This is a genomic window from Marinococcus tarijensis (assembly GCF_054971385.1).
On record NZ_JBQOJA010000007.1, the window covers coordinates 100580 to 123241 of the forward strand.

A 22662-nucleotide genomic window follows, 5' to 3' on the forward strand; every position below is an offset into this window, starting at 1 on the left:
GATTTGCTACACTATCCAAGTAATCTGATGGAGGAGTTGGACCCATGAATATTTTTGAAGCTATTTTTCTGGGAATCGTCCAGGGAATTGCAGAATTCCTGCCGATTTCAAGTACCGCCCATATCATCATTGCAGAATTTCTCCTCGGCCATTCGATCCCCGGACTCTCATTTGAAATTTTCCTGCATCTGGGATCAATCGTAGCCGTCATGTTTTATTTCCGCAAAGACATTCTTCATCTGATTCAGGTATTTTTCCGGTACATTGCCAAACGGCGCCGGGAGGACCGCCCTGAATTTTTCCTTTGTTTGTACATAGTACTTGCCACCGTTATTACCGGCATTCTTGGTGTCTTCCTTGAAGATTCGCTTGGCAGCGCCCTGAAAACGCCGGTGATGATCGCTATATCGCTCACCCTTACCGGCATTTTTCTCATCATTATCGAGCGGGCCTATACCATTGGCAGCCGTACAGTTAATGAAATGACGACGCTTGATGCGGTCATTGTTGGCCTCGCACAGACGGTGGCTGTCATTCCAGGTATTTCAAGATCCGGAAGCACGCTGATTGCCGCATTGTTTTCCGGCCTGGACCGGGAGACGTCGGTCCGTTTTTCATTTCTGCTGTCGATCCCTGTCATTTTAGGATCAACAGTGCTCGCCCTCGGTGATATTACAGATGGCAGCCTCGCTTCTATTGGGGCAGTATCGCTTGTTGCTGCATTCATTGCCTCACTGATCACTTCATGGCTTGGCATCGTCTGGCTGATAAACTTCCTGAATAAAGGAAAGCTCACCTACTTTGCGATCTACTGCTTTCTACTCGCGCTTGTGACTATTTTATTTCTCGATCCAGGAAGTACAGTAGTTGAATAACGATTTATAACATAAAAATCCAGCCGGGGCCGGCTGGATTTTGTATTTCATTATTTTTTTACAGTGACTGTCGCTACCACCGTTTCTCCCGCTTTCAGGCGGTTCTCACTGTTCATCTGAATGTTTTCCACCTGATCGCCTTCCGTGAATACGACCGGTGTGATTTTGCTGGCAGCTTTTTCACTGATCACATCCATATCAAATTCCATCAGCAGCTCCCCCTCTTCGACGCTGTCTCCCTCGGATACTTTGCATGTAAAGCCTTCTCCGTCAAGAGACACCGTTTCAAGACCGATATGAATTAATACATCCAGGCCTTCTTCGGAACGAATACCGATGGCGTGTTTCGTGGGAAAGATTTGCTCTACCTTCCCTTTGACCGGGGAAAGAATAATTCCTTCCGATGGATCCACCGCAAATCCTTCTCCCATCATTTTTTCTGAAAATGTTGGATCCGGCACTTCTGTAATATCAACGAATGCTCCGCTGACTGGTGATTTTATTGTAACGTCTACAGGCTTTTGCTCTTTTCCAAATAATTTTTTTAACATATCATTCACTTCCTTTTTATATAGTCACAACTGCGTTCAAGCTGTGCGGATGCTTTAGTAAGTGTAACGAACTTCACGCCTGCGCACAAACCTTCCGGAACATTTTTATCATTACAAGCTACATAATGCAGACGAAACGCTCTTTTTTGAACGCTTGTACAATACGTTTTAAATGAGCAGGAAGAAGGAATAGGACTCTATTCTAATTGTATATACCTTCTTTTTGCAGCAATTTAAACCTGATTTCCATACATACAGTCAAACGTAGGAGGTGCGCAGATGATTACGGAAAATAAGCAGCCGCTTTTTGAAAAGTTGTTTTATTTGTATGACCGGCGCTTGATCCAAAAGCATTTTTCTGCCGTACATATGCACAACAACAGCATCTACACCGATGATGCTGCGCTTTTTTATGTCAATCACAGCAACTGGTGGGACGGCCTTTTAATCTACTTTTTAAATAAATACTGGTTCCGCCATCCCGGCTACGTCATGATGGACGAAGAAGGACTGCGTGAATTTCCTTTCTTCCGCAGGCTCGGGGCCTATTCGGTGGACCGCAGCAGCCGCCGGGACGTTATCCATGCCCTCCGCTATACAGAAGAGAAGCTCGTAAACGGCCATCACGTTTGGCTGTTCCCGCAGGGGGCGGAAATCCACGCCGATCATTTTCCGATCACCCTTCAGCCCGGCATTTCCTACCTTCTTCCCAGGGTGGACGTTCCATTTGTACCGGTTACGATGCACTACACATTTTTGCATCATCAAAAGCCTGAAATTTTTATCAATATTGGCCCACCGCTCCCGCGGACACCGGAAAACCTCGCTTCAAGAGCGGCAGCCCAGGATGCACTTGAGCGCCATCTGCAGCATCAGTGGGACGAGATGCGTGAAGACATCGCGTACGAGCACCTGGACAACTACACTACTGTTTTGAGAGGTTCGCAGACAATGAGCAGCTGGTGGACCGGCCTCCGGCAGAAAAAATAGAAAGGACGCCCGCCATGTTTCTATGGATTCTCGTATGTATCCTCAGTGCCTGGACGATATTTACGTTCATTAATGTGTGGACTCTGCCTTCTCTCGCCTCTTTTTCTTTTCCAAAGCGCCCGGGCTTAATCAGCGTGCTTGTACCGCTTCGCAATGAAGAACGAAACGTGCCGGCGCTTGTGCGGAGCCTCCGCCAGGCCGACGATCTAAAAACAGAATTCATCTTTCTCGATGACCATTCCACGGACCGCACAAAAATGCTCCTCCAGGTTGCTGTCCGCTCTTGGCCCAATGCACGTTACATTGAAGGGACTGCGCTTCCGGAAGGCTGGAACGGCAAGGTGCATGCCTGTCATCAGCTTTCCCGGGAAGCTTCCGGACAGTATTTGTGCTTTATTGATGCTGACGTACGAGTGCACGCGGATGCCCTTCGATGGGCAGAGGGCGCTCTTCAGAAGCATGACGCCGGCCTGGTTACCGGATTTCCTCATTTCAAAACAGAGGGCTTCTGGGGCCGGCTGCTTGTGTATATGCAGCATTTTGTCGTGTATGCCCATCTTCCTGTTCCAGTTGCCAACCGCACCACCTGGAGGGCTTTTACTGCAGCGCACGGAGCTTTTTTATTTTTCAGCCGGCCGGCCTATGACCAGGCAGGTGGACATGCCGCTGTTAAACAGGCACTCGTTGATGATATGGCGCTTGCCCAAAATATAAAATCACAGGGTTTAAAAACACTGCTTGTTTCTCCGGGCTCGGCCGTTACCTGCTATATGTACAAGTCGAGCAGGGAAGCGTGGCTTGGCTTCAGTAAAAATATTTTCCCGGGGATCGGCCGCTCAGCAGTCATTGCTGTGGCAGTCATTGCTGTGCATACGCTTTTTTTTATCGTGCCGGCCTTTCTTCTGCTCGCTGCCGTTGTTCTAGCCGAGTGGCAGCTGGCCATTCCATATGTGCTGACAGCTGTGCTTCGCACCGGCATTACCATAAAAGCTTCCCACCCGTGGTGGACGGTACTTGTTCAGCCTCTTTCTTCGGGGGTCATGATCGCTGTGCTGCTGTACTCGATTTATTTGGATAAAACGAAAAAAGGCTACTCTTGGAAAGGGCGGACCTACCAATGACCACTACTGCTGTTATCGGTGCCGGGCTCGGCGGCTTAAGCGCTGCCATCGTGCTCGCCAAAACCGGCCAGAATGTTACTGTATATGAAAAAAACGAACGGGCTGGAGGAAAGCTCCGCCTGTTCCAGCTTGGAACCCACGCATTTGATTACGGACCCAACACCATTACGATGCCGGATATATTTCGCCGCGTGCTTGCTTTTGCCGGCAGGGAGCCCGAAAATCTCCTTCCGTTCAGGCAGCTGCCGGAGCACACCCGTAATTATTTCCCTGACGGCAGCACGCTCGAGGTTTCTTCAGACGCCGCCGAAACAAAACGGGCTATTGCCCGCCTTTCGGAAGCAGACGCCTCACGGTACGATGACTACCTTCGGGAGGTCAAGCGGCTTTACAAGCTCGCCACGGCAAATTTTCTGCAGCGCACCTTTGAGTCACCGTTGGATTACCTTTCCCCGGGGCTTGCCCTTGCTCTTCGCAAAGTGCGTCCGGCTACTACCATGCATGCTTTCCACCGCCGGTTCTTTAAGCATCCGGATGTACAGCAGGCGTTCGACCGTTATGCGACCTATATCGGTTCTTCTCCGTACGATACCCCGGCAACGTTTGCGCTGATTGCCCACCTTGAGCTTGCTGATGGCGTATACTATACTCCGGGCGGAAATGTGAAAATTGCCGATGTGTTTTATGAAACGGCCAGAGAGCTTGGTGTCACCTTTTCGTTCAATGATCCTGTGCACCACGTCTCCAAACACAATGGACATGCTCAAACTGTTTATGCGGCCTCGGGCTCTCTGGAGGTGGACAGCGTGGTACTAAACGGTGACCTTCTCAGCCAGTATCCGCTGCTTTTCCCGGCCTCCGCTCAGCAAGACCGAACAGTTCCAAAGAATCCTGAGCCATCGATTTCCGCGTTTGTAATCATGGCCGGGCTGAACACCCGCCTGTCGCAGTTGAAGCATCATCAGGTGTATTTTTCTGCGGATTATCCTGAAGAATTTGAACAGCTTAAGCATGGATTGTTTCCGGATGATCCGACCGTTTATATCAGCAACTCTTCGTACAGCGACCACGGCCAGTCCCCGGATGGCGACAATCTGTTTATTCTAATTAATGCCCCGGCACTTCCCGGAGGCGCTATGACAGAGGAAGAAAAACAGTCCTACAAAAACCTGGTATACGACAAGCTGGAGGAATTTGACCTTTTTCTGCGTCCGCATATTGTGGAAGAGCAAGTACTGGGTCCGTCTTATCTCGAAGAGACATTTGGCGCATACAAAGGCTCCATTTACGGTCTTGCCTCCAACCGTCGGAAGGATGCGTTTCTGCGGCCCTTCAACCGCTCCCAGGATTTGAAGAATGTTTATTTTGCCGGCGGCTCCACCCACCCCGGCGGCGGTTCGCCAATGGTAACCACCAGCGGCGTTCTGGCTGCCTCCGCCCTGCTTAAGGATAATGGCATTCTGCTCGACTTCTGGGGAAATAGATGACCGAAACAGCCTTCTGCCTTTCCATATCACCGGCACATACAAACAGCCCCGCTTTTATCGTGAGCGGGGCTGTTTTCATTAGAAGGATGATGATTATTTATTTTTAAAATCGCCTTTTTTATCCTGGGCAACGCCTTTAAGCTTATCTTTCTTTCCTTCACGCTGCATTTTTGAATTGTTTGTCGCGCTTCCCATCCGGTCTTTTGCTTCTCCCTTAACCTTGTTCGCGTTTCCTTTTAGTTTGTCACCAAAACCCTTTTTACTGCTCATCTGTGATCCCTCCATGATGTCTGTCTACAGCAGGAGTTCCCTTCAGCAGCCGTCGTCAAACGGCAGAGTTTCGATTTGTGTATTATTTGCAGTTTTTCACCAGACCGTCCAGCCGCCATCGACGACGATCGTCTGTCCGGTTACCATATCGGAGGAAGCCGAGCTGAGAAAAGCGACCGCTCCGAACAGATCCTCGGGACAGGCCAGCCTGCCAAGCGGAATTCTGGCAAGCACTTCCTTTTTAAATTTTGTATCCTCAAACATTTTTTCTGTCATTGGAGTTTCAATAAAGGTCGGAGCTAAAGCATTAACGTTGATGCCGTCAGAAGCCCACTCAATAGCCAGGGATTTTGTCAACTGTGTAACGCCTCCCTTGCTCGAGCTGTAGGCAGCGCGGTTGTAATACCCCACAAAAGCCATCTGGGAGGACATATTGATGATTTTGCCCTGTCCTGCTTTACGCATCCACCTGCCCGCTGCCTGACAGGCAAAAAAGACGCTTTTTAAATTAATGTCATGGATGCGGTCCCACTGCTCCTCCGTTACTTCTTTCGCCGGAGCCGGGATATTCGTCCCGGCATTGTTCAGAAGTACGTCGATCCGGCCGAACCGTTTATAAATGCCCTCAAACAGTTCATCCAAATGTTTTATTTCAGTTAAATCAAATGGGAACGGCTCGGCCGGTTGACCTTTCTCCTGAATTATCCGGGCTGTTTCCTGTAAAGCCTGCTCCTCCCTGGCTACCAGAGCCACACGGGCACCGGCCTCAGCCAGCATGACCGCTATTTCTTTTCCAATGCCTTTGTTAGCGCCTGTAACGACCATCGTTTTTCCTTCTAAAGAAAACAGATTAGGGCTGATGGCTTTCCCTCCTTTTATGAATACGTATACATTAACAGGCAAGCTTTTATCAACTATTTACATAATAAGCGGCTCAATATCGCGCCGGTGTTCAGTCAGTCGTGCTGTATCTTTGCACACGTAGTGACGCCTGGGCCTTATGTCCCTCGAAGCCTTCGAGCTCACACAGCCGTTCGGCGTATCTGCCTATTTCAACACTGGCTTTTTTTGTCACGCGCTGATACGTACAGTTTTTTAAAAACTTGCCTACCCATAAACCGCCCGTATATTTTGCCGCCTGCTTGGTCGGGAGTGTATGGTTGGTTCCAATTACTTTATCCCCGTAGGCGACATTCGTTTCCGGCCCAAGAAAGAGTGCTCCGTAGTTTGTCATGTTTTCCAGAAAGTAATCCGGATCCCTGGTGAGGACTTCTACGTGTTCATAGGCGAGCTTGTCCGCCTCCTGAACAGCTTCCTCCACATTTTCCACGACGATGATAGAACCATTATCCTGCCACGCCTGCTCTGCGACTTCCGCTGTCGGGAGGGTTTTTAACTGACGGGCAATTTCCTCCTCCAAAGACTCGGCAAGCAATTGGGACGTTGTAATGAGGGCCCCCGGGGATGTGGGCCCGTGCTCTGCCTGACCGAGAATATCGGTGGCTACCATTTCGACATCGGCTGTTTCATCAGCAATCACGAGCGTTTCGGTCGGGCCTGCAAATAAGTCAATGCCCACTCTGCCGTACAGCTGCCGCTTTGCTTCCGCTACAAAAGCGTTGCCTGGACCGACGATCATATCCACCGGCTGAATTGTCTCCGTGCCGACAGCCATCGCAGTCATTGCCTGGACTCCTCCCAGCAGATAGATTTCATCCGCTCCGGCCATATGCATGGCTGCCACCGTGGCTGCCGGTATTTCCCCGTTAGTCGGAGGCGTGCAGGCGATCACTCTTTCGACCCCGGCTACCTTCGCTGTGACAATACTCATGTGGGAAGAAGCCACCATTGGATAGCGTCCGCCCGGAACAAAGCAGCCCACACTGTTCACCGGGATATTTTTATGTCCTAAAATCACGCCGGGCCGCGTTTCCACTTCAATATCCCGGATGGACTCCCGCTGATGCCGGGCAAAATTTTGAATTTGCGACTGGGCAAAGGTAATATCATCAATCACCTGCTGCGGCAGTTCATCGATCACCTGCTGAATGGTTTCCGGCGACAGTCGGAACGTTTCCGGCGACCATTTGTCGAATTTTTCCGAGAGCTCCCGGACCGCTTTATCTCCCCGCTGCTCTACGTCATGAATGATCCCCTGCACCGCCTGCTGAACCTTTGTATCCGCCTCCTGATTTTCCTGATCGCTTTTTCCTCGTTTCAAATAAGTGGCCATCAAGCATCCTCCTTTTTTTGAATACGTATTCAACATAAAACAAACCAACAATTTTGTAAACGCTTTATTAAATAACCTGGCGTCCCCTCATAAAAAATACGGCACCTGTTTACCATAAACAGGCACCGTATCATTAAAAATTAACCCCACACCTTTATTTCACTTTTACCAGCCTGCAGCTGCCCAATTGGTCCCGGCACGTCCGTTTTGGCTTTTTGCTTTCCTAGGAAGTCATTGTCTATCCGGAGCCCGCTTCCGTCCGGGTTTTCAAAATCCGCATCCACGATACGCGCGCGCTCCAGGTTTCCTGTATGCTTTACCTCCCCGCGCATTTGTTCAAATTCATCAGGCAGTTCACAGGAAAGGTACACCTCATCCCCTTTTTCAATTATCATAAGCTGAGGCTCAAAAGCGTTTTTAGTTAATGCCTCCTGCTCTCCTTCAAACGGAACGGCTCCATTAAAGTAAGCATTATGATTAATATAGACCGGCTGCTCTATGCTGTGGAACGCTTCATGGTCCCCACCTACCTGATCCACCTTTTCGATATACTCCTCAAGTGACCCCGTGTATCCGTTAAAATGGGATGTGCCCACATCAGCCAAATCTGATTTTCCTACAAACAGGTTATTATAAAAACGGTCATCCCCGCCGTACACAGGCGCAAATCCTGATACCTCCGTGCTGTGGGGCACGTGATACGGTGTGGCCCGGTCCAGCATCTTCTTGTGCACCATTTTGCCCGCAATCAGATTATTGACGTAAGCTCCGCCCTGCGCATGATTATCCAGGGCATAGTCTGCTGTTAAAATGTTATGGTCCACCACATACGGCCCGCTGCTCACTTCTACAAAAAGATCGCGGCTGTTCCTATAAAATAGGTTTTTACTTACTCTTGTACCCTGGGTCTGCCAGTCGAGCCACACCCCAAGCGAGCAGTCATGGATACGGTTGCTGTGAATTTGGACATCAATTGCTGCGTGCAGTTTAATCCCCGCAATCTCATGGCCAAAAAACTCCCGCTTTAACGCAATGTTATAAATGTGGTTATGATAGATCTCGCTGAACACGCAGCCCAGATGACCGACCACCGCGTTCTGGCCGCAATCATAAATGGTGTTGTCGCGGATAATGTGAGAGCCGATGCGCTCCTTGCTCCAGCCAATCTGCCGGGCCAGAAACACAGATTCCAGCTGGTACTGATAGCCCGGTTTGTCCTTTCTTTTCGTCCGGTAGTTGTCCCCGGTGGATGCTTCCTTTCCAATACTGATCGCACTGCATTTGGAATCGTGAATCACGTTGTTTTCAATAACCCATCCCTTGCTCCAGTTCGGGCCGATCAATCCCGGCTGATCCGCTGTCGGAGGGGTCCACGGCGTTGCTGCTTGGGCCATTTCAAACCCCTGCACCGTGATATAGTTGAGCCCCGTCAATTCCGGGTAAAAGCAGGCTTTCCGAACGTTTATTTCCACCAGCTCTTTATTCGGATCAGCTTCTTGAAAATTGGCGAAAATTGTTGTGTGGCTGCTGTCTGCTTCCGCATACCAACGGTACGTTGTCTGCTCCGGGTGAAGGACAGGAACAGTCGTTTTTGTCCAGTGGTCCAAAACCTCAGTCTGTTTTTCGGGATTCAGCACTTCCGTAAAGGTTTCTGCTTCGTAAAAAGACATTCCGTTTAAATATACATCGCCCAGATGCCTGCCCGGGTTATGGACGACCCAGTCCCCGAATATTTTTTCAGTAAACGGGTTGTAGTCGCCAAATAATGTGTTTGGAACCACTGCCTTCCAGACCGTTCCCTCCACCTGTTCCCAGTAGTCAATTTGTTCCGAACCTTTAATCACTGCTTTTTCTCCGGGAGCAGCGGTATATGTAATTCTCCGGTTCTCACTACGGCCTCCATTTCGCGGCTTCACCCATTCTCTATATTCACCTTCATGCACCACTACGGTGTGTCCCGCGGCGGCCAGTGAAGCTGCTTTATTAATTGTTAAAAAAGGATTTTCTAGTGTGCCTTCGTTTTTGTCAGATCCGTTTTTTGCTACGTGATATTCAAATGCCATGAAGCTTTCCCCCTTCTATCAATCTATTTTTATTATAGGCGGGCAGCTGCTTATGCTTCTATTCAAAAAATAGTATAATATAAGACAATATTAGTGTTTCTGAAAGGGGGATACGGCTTTGGTCTTTTTTGAGCCTCACGGAGTCGAAGAACAGGAATCATTTCAAAGTATTACCTTAACTAATTTCAGCTTTCCGCTTCACTTTCACCGTGCCTATGAACTGATCATTGTCCATGAAGGACAGGTGCGGGTAACCATTGATCAGAAAGAGTATCTTCTGCAGCAAAATCACGCGGCCTTTATTTTTAATAATCAGATGCATGAATTTACCACGGTCGGGCATTCCGCTATTACCATTATTATTTTTTCTCCTGAATTGATCGGCCGTTTTTTTATGGATTATAAAGGCTTTATCCCTGTAAATAACGCGTTCTCTCTTTCGCCGGACGTACAGCTGCCGCCCCGGGGTTCCGTCTACAGACAGAAAAGCTTTTTGTATGGCATATGCAGTACTTTAGAAGAAAACACCGATTTCAAGCCCGTCCAATATTCAGCGAAAACGAAAATACTTCATCAAATACTTTTGTATGTGGATAATAATTACGCCGCCGAATGTACATTAAAAGCGGTGGCTGAACATTTGCAGTATGACTATCCCTACCTGTCCAAGCTGTTTGTTCAAATGGCAGGCATGACATTTACCGAGTACTTAAACTATTACCGGATATCGCGTGCCTGTTATTTACTGAAAAGCAGTCAGCAGCCGATTGGGGAAATTGCTGCAGACTGCGGCTACAGCAGCCTCCGCTCATTTAACCGGAACTTCCAGGCATTTGTCCGCGATTCGCCCCGCAAATTTCGGGAGCTTTCATCCCAACAGACTTAATTACCGGTGGAGGATTTCGTGATCCGGAGAAATGAATTCGCCTTCCGTTGAAATTCATACGAAACAAAGACCTCTTCCACCACATAACCTTTCGTTGCTAAATATTCAATCACTGTGTCCAGGTGTTCGTACCGGTCGCCCTTCAGATCCACCAACGGAAAAATGCGCACTTCCTCTTTTGCTACTCTCAGTAATTCTGTGAGTGTGTCGATGTGAAATTCATAGCTCAGGTGGTCGGCATACATAAACAGAAAATGGGCGGACAAAATCAGGTCGAAGGCGCCGTCCTCAAAGGGAAGCACCGGCAGTACCGCTGGAACATACCGCCCGCCTGAATTACGCATATCTTCCGAACAGTCGTGCAGCGCCTGTGTACGTCTGTTTTTCAAATCCTCTATACTGCTTATGTAATTCCATTCATAATTATCTTTGGCTTTCGTTATATGTGCAGCCGCGTGCTCAATATCCTGAAGGCCTTTTTGATTCAGATCTTCACCACGGTGATCATACGCAATATCACAGGCTGTTACCTCTGCTCCCAGCCTGTTTGCCACGGCCGTAAACGAACAGGCCCCGGCCAGGCAATCAAGAATGCGGCTTCCCTGAATCCTTGCTTTGGAAAGTGCAAACATATCCAGATATTCATCAAATGTGCGTCCGATAAAAATAATACGATCCAACTCAAGCTTCGTTTTCTTCTCTCCACTCAACTCTGCTCACCTCAAATAAAAAAGATTACCCTCACGGTAGCACAAGTCTGTCCCCAAGGTAAGCTATTTACATATTTTAGATTCTGCGTCTAAGAGCACTTGCGATAATCACATACAACATGATTTTCAGGAAGGTTAATAGTGTTACATATATTCGTTTACAGGGTATCGGTAATATGATTAACAAAATTTTTCGGAGTTTAGAAGTGCTTATGAGTTGAGGAAAGGAGTAAATTTTAATGAAACAGCGGCTTAAAATTATCATGGTTACTCTTCTTATGGTTACCTCTTCAAGCTTTCTTGCAGCCTGCGGGGATGACGAAGAGTCCGACGGCATGCCGGAAGAAATTCCAAACAACGAAGATGAATAACGACAAAAATGCTCTGCGTGTCTAAGCACGCAGAGCATTTTCTTTTTTATTTATAAACGAAACGAGGGTGGAGGTTACGCTAACGATCCTCCGTCAACGACCATCTCGTCCCCGGTTACAAACCGGGATTCTTCGGAAGCATAGTACAGGGCGGCGTAGGCAATGTCCACCGCTTCCCCGTGGTGGGGCGGAAGAGGCACAACGTCCTGATTATCCTCTGAAATGGTTTTCTGTCGCTCGCCCATGATTGGCGTCCGGATCGGGCCGGGATGAATGCTGTTTGCCCGAATGCTTTCTTCGGCAAAGTGCGCAGCCACGTGCTTCGTCATCGAACGTATCGCCCCTTTGGCTGCACTGTAGGCTGTGCCATTGCCGCCAGCCGCTCCGGACCCGGTTAAGGCGGCCATCGAAGCTATATTAATTATCGATCCCTGACCCACCTTCTGCATTTCCGGAATTACCTCGCGCATTCCGAGAAAGTACCCGGTCGAATCCACGTTCATGACTTGATTCCATTCCTCCAGGGAGGTTTCGAGAATTTTGCTCGGATAGTGGATGCCTGCATTATTTACCAGAATATCCACCTGCCCGTAGGTATCCACCGCTTGTTGAACCGCCTTTTTCCAATTTTCCTCTGAGGTGGTATCCAGCTCGAAGGCAGTAATGTCTGCCCCCTCGTCCTGTATTTTCTTTACTTCCTCCTGCAGCAGGTCGATCTGAACGTCGGCTGCTATAACCTTCGCCCCCTCTTCTGCAAACAGTCTGGCGGTGCCGAGGCCAATCCCGCCGGCTGCCCCGGTCACAATTGCAACTTTGTTTTGTAAGCGTGCCAATCTAGTTCCTCCTTCAATGATTCAGACTCATCCGTTTTCTCTCGTATAAATACCCATTATGCGTGGCAGGTAATCAATACCCCTTGGGATGGTATAATTTATACAAATCCATAAAGTCTTAAGGAGGGGTTCTTAATGGATGAAAAGAATAGCTCTATTCAAAAGCTGTCTCCCGAACAAAAGAAATCTATTCTGGCAGCACTCGAAGACCGTTTCGAACAGCACATGCACCGCCATAAAGAGTTAGTATGGGCTTCTGTCTTGGAAAAGCTTGAGCCAGACGACGAAAAACTGTGGTCATTGAACGAAATGGAAGCGACCGGCGGAAAACCGGACGTGATTGGCTATGGCCGTGAAGAGAATAAATATTTTTTCTGTGACTGCTCGACCGAAAGCCCTAAAGGTCGCCGAAGCGTCTGCTATGACCGCGAAGCACTGGACTCAAGAAAGAAGCATAAGCCTGAAACAACTGCTGTCGACATGGCTCAGGCTATGGGTATCGACCTTTTAACTGAAGAGCAGTACCACACTCTTCAGCAGCTGGAAACAGTTGATATGAAAACGTCAAGCTGGATTCAGACGCCCGTGTCTATAAGAAAACGGGGCGGCGCTTTGTTTGGCGACCACCGGTACGGCCGCACGTTCGTCTACCATAACGGTGCCGAATCTTATTACGCCGCGAGAGGCTTCCGGGGCATACTGAAAGTATAAAACACTATTTCAATTCTTCGGCGCTTCCTTTGATCCGGGTGTTTACAATTTGATGATCTTGTACAAACGTTTCCGATTCAATCATGCTCGGTTTTCCCATAGCGACTCCCTGAACAATGCGAAAGGTATTCCACCCTTCCTTTACTGGAGGCCAAATCTTATGAGCCGTTAAATAAGCGCCTAAGGCCGAGGCAGCCACCCCGGTGGCCGGGTCCTCCGGGTATCCGGCTCTTCGGGGAAACTGGCGTGCCTGCACGTATTTTTCGTATTGTTGTGAAACAGCGAAAGGATAAAATCCGGTCGTGTTGAACTCGTCACATAAACCCCAGAGATAATTAAAATCAGGCTGAAGCGCGTTCAACGTTTCTACGCTTTTTAAAGGGATCATTAATTTATAACGGGACGTGGAAACGGATTGCACCGGCCATGCCGCCAGTTCCTCTGGTTTAATATTCAGCGCCCGGCCTATTTCTTTTTTCGACGGAACGGTGTTCAGAAACCCGGGCGGAAACTGTTCGACACTTATCTCCAGCTTTGAATCATGCTTTTCCCATTTTACATTTACAGGCCCAAGCATGGTCTCCACAACGACCGGGGAATGGCCAATGGCTCCTTTATTCACTAAAACCGTGATGCTCCCTATGGTGGCGTGAATGCACATTTCCATTTCGTGGGAGGGGACAAAGAAACGAAGCTTCAGATCACAATCCGGTCGGGTGGAGGACATAACGAAGGCTGACTCATGCGCAAGCTCCTTTGTCATCTGCTGCATTGTTTTTGTGGAAAGATGATCCGCGTCCAAAACGACTGGGCACGGGTTACCTCCGCCCTTTTCCATCGAAAACACGGTGGTGTGTACAACCTGATAGCTCACTTTTCTCCCTCATTTCATTAGCTTTCAGGTTTATTATAGCACTTAGAAGGCCTTTAACATCCGTCTCTTTTATGCGTCTTGGTTAAACGTCTCCTGAATCTGCCCCATCATCATGAATCCTGCAACCTCCCCGCCGTTCGCCGCTGCCGCTATCAGCTGGCTGCCAAAGTTGTCCTTTTCTTCACCTGCCACATACAGGCCTTTCACAGAGGTTTCTCCGAACTGACTGAGCACAAACCGCCCGTTTTCATCCCGCTCCACGTCCAGACCGCTTAAAAATTCATAATTGGTGTTCCAGTGCACATACGTAAAAGCACCCTCTACCTCCACCGTTTCCCCGCCGGCCATTCTAACAGCCTGAAGCTGTCCCTTCTCTCCAGACATTTCGTCAATTTTCTCCAAATGATAAGGAATATTTTTCTCTTCCAGTATCTTCTGATTTTCTTCGGTCAGGCTCGTGTGGCCGTCGGTGAATACTTCAAGTTTGTTTGTCCAGTTGGAGAGAAGCATCACCATATGCATGACCCGCTCGTCCGGATTAAGGACGGCAAGCTTTTTGTCTCTCATTTCCCAGCCGTCGCACCACGGGCAGTAAAAGACGCTCTGCCCGTAATAGTGTTCGATATTTTTAATCTCCGGCAGCTGTTCGATTAAGCCCGAGGCAACCAACACCTGTTTTGAATGAAACTGTCCTGTCAGCGTTCGAACGATAAAGCCGTCATTCTGCTGCTGCACTGCAGTCACTCTATCCTCTAACAGCTTATTGCCCCCGTACTTCAGCGCATCTTCTCTGGCCCGCTTCCGGAACGTCTGCGGAGTCACTCTGTCCTGGGTTAAATAGGAGTGCGTTTCATGCGTTACAATGTTTCTCGGCTTATCCTCATCAATAATCAGCGCCCTTTTTAATCCTCTTCCAAAATAAAGCGCCGCACTTAATCCAGCCGGTCCTCCACCAATAATAATTACGTCGTACATCATTTTAAAACTCCTTCCTGTATATTAAAGATTCTTTTTATCTATAATTATAATAAAGCAAAAAGGATCTGCTACACCGTCAAATCCTTCAGCTTTTTGTTTTTTAGCGTGCTGATTAAATTTTCCTGCGCTTCCATCATGACTGCCTGAATTCTGCATTCCTCTCCGTGATCAAAGCTGTCTTCAAACAGCGTCTGCACGCCGTCGATCGCCACCACAATATCGTACACGCTCACGTTTTCCCAGTTCTGCTGCAGCCTGTATCCGCCTTTGGCACCGCTCGTCGAGCTAATGTAATTCGCCTTTACGATACGCGTTAATACTTTGGATAAGTACGTGGTAGACACATTCAGTGCTAACGATAAATCCTGGACCGGGATTTTGGTTGTCTCCCCATCACGATGAATCATATACACCAGCGCATGCAGGGCGTAGTCGGTGGCTTTTGAAAATTTCATATCGTTTTTCACTTCCAATTATAGATATTATAAATCTATTATATACTTATATTTTTTATTTCACAAGATTAAATACTAAAAACCAAAATAAAAAGACTGATGATGGAGGGCATTCTCCAGCACCAATCTTTACAATTTCAGGGTCGTTCCCCTGTATTTCTTGAAACAGGTTAAGCCACTGTAACATCCACGTCAATGTTTCCGCTTTTTGTTTTTTGCCCAACGTCAGGTTTATCATTAATGACTTTTGAAACCGTAGCAATTGAAACCCCCGCCTTTTCGGCCACATCGTATATGGTTGGTTTCATGTTTTTCCTCTTTCTCTTCCTTATTGGCTGCCCTTTTCCTTCAACGTTTATACCTATTAACAATTTATTATAAACAAATACACATGAAATATTCAATTACTTCCCTTTTTAACGAATACAAAAAGCTTTTATAAGCACCGTTTATGTTGAAGCCATTTCATGAAGAGCCTTTTCTACATAATAATAGGCAGTGTTCGCGCACTCCTGTTTGTCCATATTCCAATATTCTTCACGAAAAAGCTCCAGGCTGGCAACCCCATCGTAGCCAATACGCTCCAGAGTTTTTCCGATATCCCTCAATGGAATAATTCCAAGCGTCGGAAACACCCGATTTGCCTCCGTCCGCTCTTCTTCCGGAACTTCTTCAGCATCGTCAATATGAAAAATAAATAATTTATCTTTATTTAACTGCTCGAGATCCTCAAGTTTCGATTCTCCAATAAAGAAGTGGTAAGCGTCAAGCACCAGACCGACATTGGAATGATCCGCACGCGATACAATATCATCAGCCGTTTTCAACTCATTGACGGAAAAAGTTTTATAGCCAATGAATTCAAAAGCTATACTCACATTGTGTTTTGCTGCAATATCTCCCATACGCTTCAGCATCTGAGACGTATTTTCAATAATATCTTCCTTAGGTGTTCCCTCTGGTGCTTCGCTGGGAACAGCAATCACGTAGGGGCACCCAATTTTTGAAGCGATCCGGCACCAGCGCTCCGTTTCCTGCAGCATTTTCTGCTGTTCAAGCTCTGGTTTCATGTTAAAAAACTCAACGGAATTGATGGCGTAGGGACGCACTCCAGATTCTTGAAAGCGTTCAGCGAGCTCTTGGACTGAATGATCTTCCAAATAGGAATCGAGCTTATACGTGCGAAGTTCTAGTGTTTCAAACCCTGCCTTTGTCGCTACTTCAATGTCTTCGATTAAATTACATTGATTCGTTGTCGACCCGTTCAAACCTATTTGCACTTTAAAACCTCTCCTTTATTTATAACAAACTGGGAATTTACTGCATGTTTCGTGCCGTTTTATTTTATGAAGATTTAAACTGTTTATCTGCTTTTGTTTTGTTAGCTTTTGATTTTTGATCAAGCCAAATCTGTTCAATTTCTTCGAGAGATTTATTTTTTGTTTCAGGAACAAACTTCCAGACGAAAAAGAACGCGAATGTGCTCACCGAACCATAGATCAAAAATGAACCGACACCAAAAGCTGCATTTAACGGAGGAAACGTTGTGGAAGCTAATAAATTAGCTCCCCATACGAGCGTTACAGCGAAAGACATTGCCTGCCCTCTGATTTTGTTTGGAAACATTTCTGAAAGCATGACCCAAGCGACCGGTCCCCAGGTCATTTGGAAAAAGGCGACAAATCCTAAAATGAACACGAGGGTAGCCACACCGTAAATACCAGCAAAGAACAGCATTGCTACAGTCACTAAACAAATAGCACAGCCTGCTGAACCTAACAGAAGCAGAAATTTCCTTCCATTTTTTTCAATAAGGCGAATCGCGATCAACGAAACAACAACACCGATAACCCCTACTAAAATGGTTTGTAGCATCGAAGCAGATTGCCCGGCACCAAGACTTTCAAAAATTCTCGGAGCATAATAAAGAATAATATTAATTCCGATAAACTGCTGCAAAACAGCAATAGTAAATCCAACGATCAAAACCAGCTTACCGTAATAAAATAAATTAACTTTCTGTACTTTCGTATTCAATGATTCTTGAATGCTTGAAAGTGTACGATCGGCTATGTCCTTGGACCCATGCAATTTTTCCAGTACATTATATGCTTGAGTGTTCGAATTTTTAAGCGCCAGATACCTGGGGGTTTCCGGGATAAATAGTAGCAGGAAGAAAAACAGGGCTGCCGGGACGATCTCGGACGCAAACATCAGTCTCCAACCTGTATCATCTACCCATGCCGCTGACTGACCGCGAACAATGCCCCAGTTAACGATATATACTACGGTCTGGCCGAAAACGACTGCCATATTGTATAACACGACGAGCTTCCCCCGTATATGCTGAGGACTCATCTCACTGATGTACACTGGAGCGATTGCCGAAGCAAGACCTACGCCGATGCCGCCAAGGATGCGGTACAGATTAAAGGTAATCAAAAGCGATAAAGTCGGTTCGCCAGGAGTGAAAAACAGAATTTCCGGATAGGCAGAACCCAGAGCCGATAAAGCAAAAAGAGTTGCGGCAATAACTAGTGTGTTACGCCGGCCTATATTGTTAGCAATAATCCCCGACAACAGCGCACCAATGATACAGCCGGCCAATGCACTCGAAACGGTTAAGCCGTGAATTAGCGATCCTAACCCCAGACTATCTACGAGATACAGCTGAACCGATTGTTCCGCCCCTGCAATAACAGCCGTATCATAACCAAAAAGCAGTCCGCCCAATGAAGCAACCAGCGCCACTGACACAATATAAAAACTTTGATTGTTTCTCATTTGATGTTTAAGAGAGGGAAAACTCCCCCTCCTTCCCCCCTTTCATTCCTTAAAAGAAATAGAGTCAATACGAGGAACCATCTTCGTAACTCCAGGAAAAATGTTTACTATTATACGGATTGTTCTGCCAAAGAATTTCTCGCATGAATTACCTGTCTTTTTAATCACGTTTGCTTTTTCAACGTAAGCTGATTTGCTATAGAACCGCTTAAACCATCCAACAGGGTCTTTGCTTCTTTTTACAGCTCGTATACTTTGTCATGGTACAGTTCCTGCATATCGATCCGTTTTCCGTTATTCATATAGGAACGGGTGGCTGCGAGCGCTACCTGCATGTTAATTTTCGAATCCACGGATGTCACCCGCGGCTGCTCTTCGCCTTTGACACATTTGATAAACTGTTCGAGCTCCTGCACATATGCTTCCCGGAATCTCATCTGGAAATTCGGTACAATCTCATGATTGCTGCCTGTGCTGCTTTGAACCGTCACATCGCTGTTACGCAGGGAGCCGACAAAGATGGCTCCTTCTGTTCCAATGATTTCAGCCCGGATATCATGACCGTACGGGGAGTTCCGGCTTGCTTCCACATCACCCGCCCCGCCGTTTTCAAACTCCAGGTACGTAATCGCCTGGTCGACATCGTTGTATTCTTCCATAAATGGGTTCATCAAAATCCGTCCGTGACCGGAAACCGAAGAGATTTCCGAGCTCATTAAATACCGGGCAATGTCATAATCGTGAATCGAGCAGTCCAGAAAGATACCGCCGCTGTTTTTGATAAAGGAGGCCGGCGGAGAACCGCTGTCGCGGGTGAAGCCTTTAAAATATATCGGCCTGCCAATTTCCCCGGCGTCAATCCGTTGTTTGGCATCAAAGTATCCCGGGTCGTACCGGCGCATAAAGCCAACCTGGCAGATGACATCCGCTTGTCTCACCACATCAATGACCTCATCTGCTTCTTCAACCGTGGACGTGAGCGGCTTTTCCACAAATATCTGCTTGCCGTGCGCTGCGGCCTGTTTAATCATATCTGCATGCGTGCTCGTCGGTGTAACGATGACTACTGCATCAATGTCCGAGTTCTTGAACACTTCCTTCGGATCCGCGGTCCACGCCGGCACCCCGAGCTGGTCAGCGGCCCTTTGGGCATGCTCAGCGATCGGGTCGCAAATCAGCACAAGCTCTGCTCCCTTTACTTTATTCATCATGTTGCTTGCGTGAAACATCCCCAGTCTTCCAAGACCTAACACTGCTACTCGTACATCCTGTTGTGCCATGAAACTTCCTCCTTTAGTTCATTTCCACACTGTCTGGTTTATAAATGTCAGAAACGGCTGTCCAGCCGCGTTTGTGTACGGAACGATCGACGGCCTCCAAAATGGCCTGATTCCTCACTCCGTCTTCAAAATTCGGCGCTCCGCTCGTCTGATTTCCAATGTTATTCATAAGAGAAGCAACCAAATTGACGAAGGTGTGCTCGTACCCGAGGATATGGGCTGCGGGCCAATAATTTCCCGCAAAAGGGTGTTCTGCTTCGGTACAGTTAATCGTTTTGAATCCCTGAAGTCCCGCTTCATCTTCTTCAAAGTAAACTTCTAAATTATTCATGTTTTCCATATCCCAGCGGATCGATCCTTTTTCTCCGTTAATTTCAAAGCGGTTGCCCGCACGGTTGCCCCGGCTGAACCGGGAGGCTTCAAACGTTCCCATCGCCCCGTTCTCGAAGGTGGCAAGAAAAGCGGAGGCATCATCTACCGTTACTTCCCCCCACTCGCCTTCACGGATCTCTGTCTTTAGATTGTGTACAGTGTCACCAAGCGGACGCTCTTTAATAAAGGTCTTCATCATTCCCGCTACTTCGTCAAACTCCCCAACCAAAAACCTGGCAAGATCAATAATATGAGCACCCAGGTCCCCGAGCGTACCGGAGCCCGAGATATTTTTCTGCATACGCCAGGTAAGCGGATAATTCGGATCCATCAACCAATCCTGCAGAAACGTGGCACGGATGTGATAAATACGCCCCAGTTTTCCACTGTCAATCAGCTGTTTGGCAAACTGTACTGCCGGAGCGAACCGGTAATTGTGACAGAGCATATGAGTAACATTGTTTTTCTTTACCGCATCACGCATCCGCACGGCCTCTTCCACGGACAAGGCCAGAGGTTTTTCACACAGCACGTGCTTGCCGGCCTCCGCTGCTGCAACAGCAATCTCGCTATGGGTATCATTAGGAGTTACTATATCGACTAAATCAATATCGCTGCGGTTAATAAGGGAACGCCAGTCTGTAGCATGACGGGCCCAGCCCATCTTTTCAGCTGCCGGTCCGACTCGCGAGGAGTCCCTTCCGACGATCGTATCGAGTCTGGGCGTTACCAGGTTATCAAAGTAGAAGGGAACGTCCCGATACGCATGGCTGTGGGCTCTACCCATCATTTTGTAGCCCACCATTCCAACATTAATTGTTTTCTTTTCTTCTCCCACTGGTTCTCCACCTCCATGTTTTCTCTCTGTGCCAGAAGCTGTTCAATTTAGGTTACGAAATCCTGCAATACACTTAAGCGCTTAAGTAAAAATTAAAAATTTACGCTTTTATAAGAATAATTGTTTCATCTCAATTATGGAGCTGGCTGCGTCTTCATATAATTTTTCTCTCGGCTCTTCTCCCTTATCAGGATTAAACGGATCCTTGCCTGGAGGCAGGCATTCTAACGTGATGGTGCCGTTATAGCCGCTTTGTTTCACAATGTCAGCAAATGCTTGCCAGTTAAGACGTCCTTTGTTGATTCCCCGCCTATTAGTGTCTGCCACATGAATGTGAGCTAAAGCATCTCCTGCATCACGAAATGCTTCTTCAAAATTCGTTTCTTCAATATTCATATGAAACGTATCAAGCATTGTTCTCACTGAAGAATGGTTAACTTCTTTTACAAATCTACGAGCTTCGGCTCCGTTGTTGATAATACAGCTTTCATACCGGTTGAGTGGCTCTTGTACTAAAGTAATATTATTGGCTGCTGCATAAGGTGCTAATTCTTGCAAGGACTGTACAGCCGCGTTCCAGTTTTGCAGGGCCCCATCTTCAGGAGTCGATTTTCCGGGCGCACACGGAGACATCACAAAGTATTCTGCTCCAGCGTTAGCGACCCGATCGATTTGTTCGTGAAAATATTCGACCGCTTTTTTTCGCATTGCCGGATCTGTCTGGGACAGATCGGTTGTTTTATCGGGCCATCCTGCATTTGCTGTTATGCCGCGAATTGTTAACCGCAATTCGTCTGCTAGTGTGTTTAGCTCGCCCCAGTTGTAGTCATGGGCATGAATTTCAATTTCATCATATCCCATCTCCGCTACGTTTTGCATCGTTTGCTCAATCGGCTGATTGCCAAACACCCAGCTGCATATTGAAAACTTCATCTCCATTCTCCTTCCACGGGTTTTCTATATTTGTTTCAACGCTCTCACTCTGCTTGCAAAGTCTATTTCTTTACCCGTTCTGGCACTTTCATAAATGGCGTTCACTAACATCGTTAATTGATACGCGTCATCCACATCAACCGGAGGGGCAGTATTGTTGATCAACGCGTCGATAAACAGCCGGTCCTCTGTAATGTATCCGCCTTTTTCATAAAACGGAACCTGCGAATAATCTTCGGATATCATCTGTTGTTCGAGTCCCGGTGATAAGCGAACCGTCTCAAGCTCCGCTGTTGTCGCCGTAGCATATTTCCCGTAGATCTCGATTGCCTCGAATGGAAAGCTCCATCCGGAATGAGCAGAAGAGACAAGTGTAGCGATACCTCCATTTTCAAACGTTACGAGCACAGCAAAATCATCAAATTCGTTATCAGATAGGTTTTGTCTTGCTTCACATCGCACGGTTTTTACCGGTCCAAAAAAGTACGGAAGCAGATCAATCTGATGAATAGTGGTTTCATATAAAAACCCTCCCGTCTTACTTGAATCAGCTGTCCATTCCGGTTTCAGCAGTTCACCCCGGTTGAGTTTAAACTGACCCAGATATGGATCAAGCACTCCTTCCTCCATCCATTCTTTTACTTTTTTATGTGTGTTGGCATAACGGCGGTTCATGCCTAAATTGTAAACACCTTTTGATTTTCTGGCCGCTGCCCTGATTTTTTCAGCGCCTTCCTCCGTTACCGCCATTGGTTTTTCACTGAACACATTCAGATCATTGTCTAGACATTGGATGACAGGCTCTACGTGGGTCGTATTTGGTGTTGTGACATATACCGTGTCGACTCCTAAAGCAATCAGGTCGTCCAGTGTTTCGACGGCTTCAATATTTCCTTCCAGTTTATTCGCTAATTTTTTAGCGTTCTCTAGCACAATATCCGCAACTCCAACGATCTCTACACGTTGATCTTCCTGCAGAATCGTACCGTGAACAGATGCAATAAATCCAGATCCTAGAAATCCTACTTTGATTTTTTCCATGGTAAA

The 22662-nt window shown here is 47.3% G+C and carries 23 protein-coding genes and 1 pseudogene; 7 read left to right on the forward strand and 17 right to left on the reverse strand.

Annotated elements, in window-relative coordinates; all coding sequences use genetic code 11:
* Positions 1–44: 44 nt before the first annotated feature.
* Positions 45–875: an undecaprenyl-diphosphatase UppP gene (gene uppP / locus ACTTK7_RS05970; RefSeq protein ID WP_462866602.1), complete on the forward strand. Its 831-nt coding sequence runs from the start codon at positions 45–47 to the stop codon at positions 873–875.
* Positions 876–925: 50 nt separating this feature from the next.
* On the opposite strand, the gene ACTTK7_RS05975 is transcribed toward uppP, so the two are convergent.
* Positions 926–1426: a PTS sugar transporter subunit IIA gene (locus tag ACTTK7_RS05975; RefSeq protein WP_298786081.1), complete on the reverse strand. Its 501-nt coding sequence runs from the start codon at positions 1424–1426 to the stop codon at positions 926–928.
* 279 nt (positions 1427–1705) lie between these two features.
* On the opposite strand from ACTTK7_RS05975, the gene ACTTK7_RS05980 reads away from it, so the two are divergent.
* Genes ACTTK7_RS05980 through ACTTK7_RS05990 form a run of 3 tightly spaced genes read left to right on the forward strand, consistent with a single transcriptional unit; the run spans position 1706 to position 5024 of the window.
* Positions 1706–2416 (forward strand): lysophospholipid acyltransferase family protein, encoded by a 711-nt coding sequence (locus ACTTK7_RS05980; RefSeq protein ID WP_462866603.1) that lies wholly within the window; start codon positions 1706–1708, stop codon positions 2414–2416.
* A 14-nt stretch (positions 2417–2430) separates the two neighbouring features.
* Entirely contained in the window at positions 2431–3537 is a 1107-nt protein-coding gene (locus tag ACTTK7_RS05985; RefSeq protein ID WP_462866604.1) for a glycosyltransferase family 2 protein, read from the forward strand.
* On the forward strand, positions 3534–5024 hold the full coding sequence (locus tag ACTTK7_RS05990; protein ID WP_462866605.1) for a phytoene desaturase family protein: 1491 nt from the start codon (positions 3534–3536) through the stop codon (positions 5022–5024). Before ACTTK7_RS05985 ends, ACTTK7_RS05990 begins: the two co-directional genes overlap by 4 nt.
* Positions 5025–5117: 93 nt before the next feature.
* On the opposite strand, the gene ACTTK7_RS05995 is transcribed toward ACTTK7_RS05990, so the two are convergent.
* From ACTTK7_RS05995 to ACTTK7_RS06010, 4 genes are all read right to left on the reverse strand, one after another.
* Positions 5118–5294 (reverse strand): CsbD family protein, encoded by a 177-nt coding sequence (locus tag ACTTK7_RS05995; protein WP_298786090.1) that lies wholly within the window; start codon positions 5292–5294, stop codon positions 5118–5120.
* Between the two features lie 96 nt (positions 5295–5390).
* Positions 5391–6197, reverse strand: a complete 807-nt coding sequence (locus ACTTK7_RS06000) for an SDR family NAD(P)-dependent oxidoreductase (RefSeq protein WP_462866608.1) — start codon at positions 6195–6197, stop codon at positions 5391–5393.
* Positions 6198–6246: 49 nt separating this feature from the next.
* Positions 6247–7527: a histidinol dehydrogenase gene (gene hisD / locus ACTTK7_RS06005; RefSeq protein WP_462866609.1), complete on the reverse strand. Its 1281-nt coding sequence runs from the start codon at positions 7525–7527 to the stop codon at positions 6247–6249.
* A 140-nt stretch (positions 7528–7667) separates the two neighbouring features.
* On the reverse strand, positions 7668–9590 hold the full coding sequence (locus tag ACTTK7_RS06010; protein WP_462866611.1) for a right-handed parallel beta-helix repeat-containing protein: 1923 nt from the start codon (positions 9588–9590) through the stop codon (positions 7668–7670).
* A gap of 118 nt (positions 9591–9708) precedes the next feature.
* Here ACTTK7_RS06010 and ACTTK7_RS06015 point away from each other — a divergent pair, with 118 nt between their 5' ends.
* Complete coding sequence (locus ACTTK7_RS06015; RefSeq protein WP_462866613.1) at positions 9709–10476, forward strand: helix-turn-helix domain-containing protein; 768 nt, start codon at positions 9709–9711, stop codon at positions 10474–10476.
* On the opposite strand, the gene ACTTK7_RS06020 is transcribed toward ACTTK7_RS06015, so the two are convergent.
* Complete coding sequence (locus ACTTK7_RS06020) at positions 10473–11186, reverse strand: class I SAM-dependent methyltransferase (protein ID WP_462866614.1); 714 nt, start codon at positions 11184–11186, stop codon at positions 10473–10475. The genes ACTTK7_RS06015 and ACTTK7_RS06020 overlap by 4 nt on opposite strands.
* Positions 11187–11425: 239 nt before the next feature.
* Here ACTTK7_RS06020 and ACTTK7_RS06025 point away from each other — a divergent pair, with 239 nt between their 5' ends.
* The gene (locus tag ACTTK7_RS06025; protein ID WP_462866616.1) at positions 11426–11557 is read left to right on the forward strand and encodes a hypothetical protein; all 132 of its coding nucleotides are present in this window, start codon (positions 11426–11428) and stop codon (positions 11555–11557) included.
* Between the two features lie 74 nt (positions 11558–11631).
* On the opposite strand, the gene ACTTK7_RS06030 is transcribed toward ACTTK7_RS06025, so the two are convergent.
* Positions 11632–12390 (reverse strand): SDR family NAD(P)-dependent oxidoreductase, encoded by a 759-nt coding sequence (locus tag ACTTK7_RS06030; protein ID WP_462866618.1) that lies wholly within the window; start codon positions 12388–12390, stop codon positions 11632–11634.
* Positions 12391–12525: 135 nt separating this feature from the next.
* On the opposite strand from ACTTK7_RS06030, the gene ACTTK7_RS06035 reads away from it, so the two are divergent.
* Positions 12526–13101 carry a DUF4256 domain-containing protein gene (locus ACTTK7_RS06035; protein ID WP_462866619.1) on the forward strand — a complete coding sequence of 192 codons (576 nt, stop codon included), beginning with the start codon at positions 12526–12528 and terminating at the stop codon, positions 13099–13101.
* 4 nt (positions 13102–13105) lie between these two features.
* Here the strand turns inward: ACTTK7_RS06035 and ACTTK7_RS06040 are convergent, their stop codons facing one another.
* The 10 genes and pseudogenes from ACTTK7_RS06040 to ACTTK7_RS06085 form a co-directional block, all read right to left on the reverse strand.
* Entirely contained in the window at positions 13106–13975 is an 870-nt protein-coding gene (locus ACTTK7_RS06040; protein WP_462866621.1) for a PhzF family phenazine biosynthesis protein, read from the reverse strand.
* A gap of 69 nt (positions 13976–14044) precedes the next feature.
* Complete coding sequence (locus ACTTK7_RS06045) at positions 14045–14953, reverse strand: NAD(P)/FAD-dependent oxidoreductase (protein ID WP_462866622.1); 909 nt, start codon at positions 14951–14953, stop codon at positions 14045–14047.
* 68 nt (positions 14954–15021) lie between these two features.
* Positions 15022–15408 (reverse strand): RrF2 family transcriptional regulator, encoded by a 387-nt coding sequence (locus tag ACTTK7_RS06050; RefSeq protein ID WP_462866623.1) that lies wholly within the window; start codon positions 15406–15408, stop codon positions 15022–15024.
* 209 nt (positions 15409–15617) lie between these two features.
* Positions 15618–15716, reverse strand: a pseudogene (locus ACTTK7_RS06055) (LacI family DNA-binding transcriptional regulator); the annotation flags it as partial.
* 141 nt (positions 15717–15857) lie between these two features.
* A complete protein-coding gene (locus tag ACTTK7_RS06060) occupies positions 15858–16688 on the reverse strand; it encodes a sugar phosphate isomerase/epimerase family protein (protein ID WP_462866624.1) in 831 nt (276 codons plus the stop codon).
* A 64-nt stretch (positions 16689–16752) separates the two neighbouring features.
* Positions 16753–18192 (reverse strand): sugar porter family MFS transporter, encoded by a 1440-nt coding sequence (locus ACTTK7_RS06065; RefSeq protein ID WP_462866626.1) that lies wholly within the window; start codon positions 18190–18192, stop codon positions 16753–16755.
* A gap of 239 nt (positions 18193–18431) precedes the next feature.
* Complete coding sequence (locus ACTTK7_RS06070) at positions 18432–19472, reverse strand: Gfo/Idh/MocA family oxidoreductase (protein WP_462866628.1); 1041 nt, start codon at positions 19470–19472, stop codon at positions 18432–18434.
* Positions 19473–19485: 13 nt separating this feature from the next.
* Positions 19486–20682, reverse strand: coding sequence for a Gfo/Idh/MocA family protein (locus ACTTK7_RS06075; protein ID WP_462866629.1), 1197 nt, complete (start codon positions 20680–20682; stop codon positions 19486–19488).
* A 108-nt stretch (positions 20683–20790) separates the two neighbouring features.
* Positions 20791–21615 (reverse strand): sugar phosphate isomerase/epimerase family protein, encoded by an 825-nt coding sequence (locus tag ACTTK7_RS06080; RefSeq protein ID WP_462866631.1) that lies wholly within the window; start codon positions 21613–21615, stop codon positions 20791–20793.
* Positions 21616–21639: 24 nt separating this feature from the next.
* Complete coding sequence (locus ACTTK7_RS06085) at positions 21640–22656, reverse strand: Gfo/Idh/MocA family protein (protein WP_462866632.1); 1017 nt, start codon at positions 22654–22656, stop codon at positions 21640–21642.
* Positions 22657–22662: the final 6 nt, after the last annotated feature.

Bases quoted from the DNA above. Each gene is read 5' to 3' on its own strand.
- uppP (WP_462866602.1), top strand. From the start codon at position 45: ATGAATATTTTTGAAGCTATTTTTCTGGGAATCGTCCAGGGAATTGCA.
- ACTTK7_RS05975 (WP_298786081.1), bottom strand. From the start codon at position 1,426: ATGTTAAAAAAATTATTTGGAAAAGAGCAAAAGCCTGTAGACGTTACA.
- ACTTK7_RS05980 (WP_462866603.1), top strand. From the start codon at position 1,706: ATGATTACGGAAAATAAGCAGCCGCTTTTTGAAAAGTTGTTTTATTTG.
- ACTTK7_RS05985 (WP_462866604.1), top strand. From the start codon at position 2,431: ATGTTTCTATGGATTCTCGTATGTATCCTCAGTGCCTGGACGATATTT.
- ACTTK7_RS05990 (WP_462866605.1), top strand. From the start codon at position 3,534: ATGACCACTACTGCTGTTATCGGTGCCGGGCTCGGCGGCTTAAGCGCT.
- ACTTK7_RS05995 (WP_298786090.1), bottom strand. From the start codon at position 5,294: ATGAGCAGTAAAAAGGGTTTTGGTGACAAACTAAAAGGAAACGCGAAC.
- hisD (WP_462866609.1), bottom strand. From the start codon at position 7,527: ATGGCCACTTATTTGAAACGAGGAAAAAGCGATCAGGAAAATCAGGAG.
- ACTTK7_RS06010 (WP_462866611.1), bottom strand. From the start codon at position 9,590: ATGGCATTTGAATATCACGTAGCAAAAAACGGATCTGACAAAAACGAA.
- ACTTK7_RS06025 (WP_462866616.1), top strand. From the start codon at position 11,426: ATGAAACAGCGGCTTAAAATTATCATGGTTACTCTTCTTATGGTTACC.
- ACTTK7_RS06035 (WP_462866619.1), top strand. From the start codon at position 12,526: ATGGATGAAAAGAATAGCTCTATTCAAAAGCTGTCTCCCGAACAAAAG.
- ACTTK7_RS06045 (WP_462866622.1), bottom strand. From the start codon at position 14,953: ATGATGTACGACGTAATTATTATTGGTGGAGGACCGGCTGGATTAAGT.
- ACTTK7_RS06050 (WP_462866623.1), bottom strand. From the start codon at position 15,408: ATGAAATTTTCAAAAGCCACCGACTACGCCCTGCATGCGCTGGTGTAT.
- ACTTK7_RS06065 (WP_462866626.1), bottom strand. From the start codon at position 18,192: ATGAGAAACAATCAAAGTTTTTATATTGTGTCAGTGGCGCTGGTTGCT.
- ACTTK7_RS06070 (WP_462866628.1), bottom strand. From the start codon at position 19,472: ATGGCACAACAGGATGTACGAGTAGCAGTGTTAGGTCTTGGAAGACTG.
- ACTTK7_RS06080 (WP_462866631.1), bottom strand. From the start codon at position 21,615: ATGAAGTTTTCAATATGCAGCTGGGTGTTTGGCAATCAGCCGATTGAG.
- ACTTK7_RS06085 (WP_462866632.1), bottom strand. From the start codon at position 22,656: ATGGAAAAAATCAAAGTAGGATTTCTAGGATCTGGATTTATTGCATCT.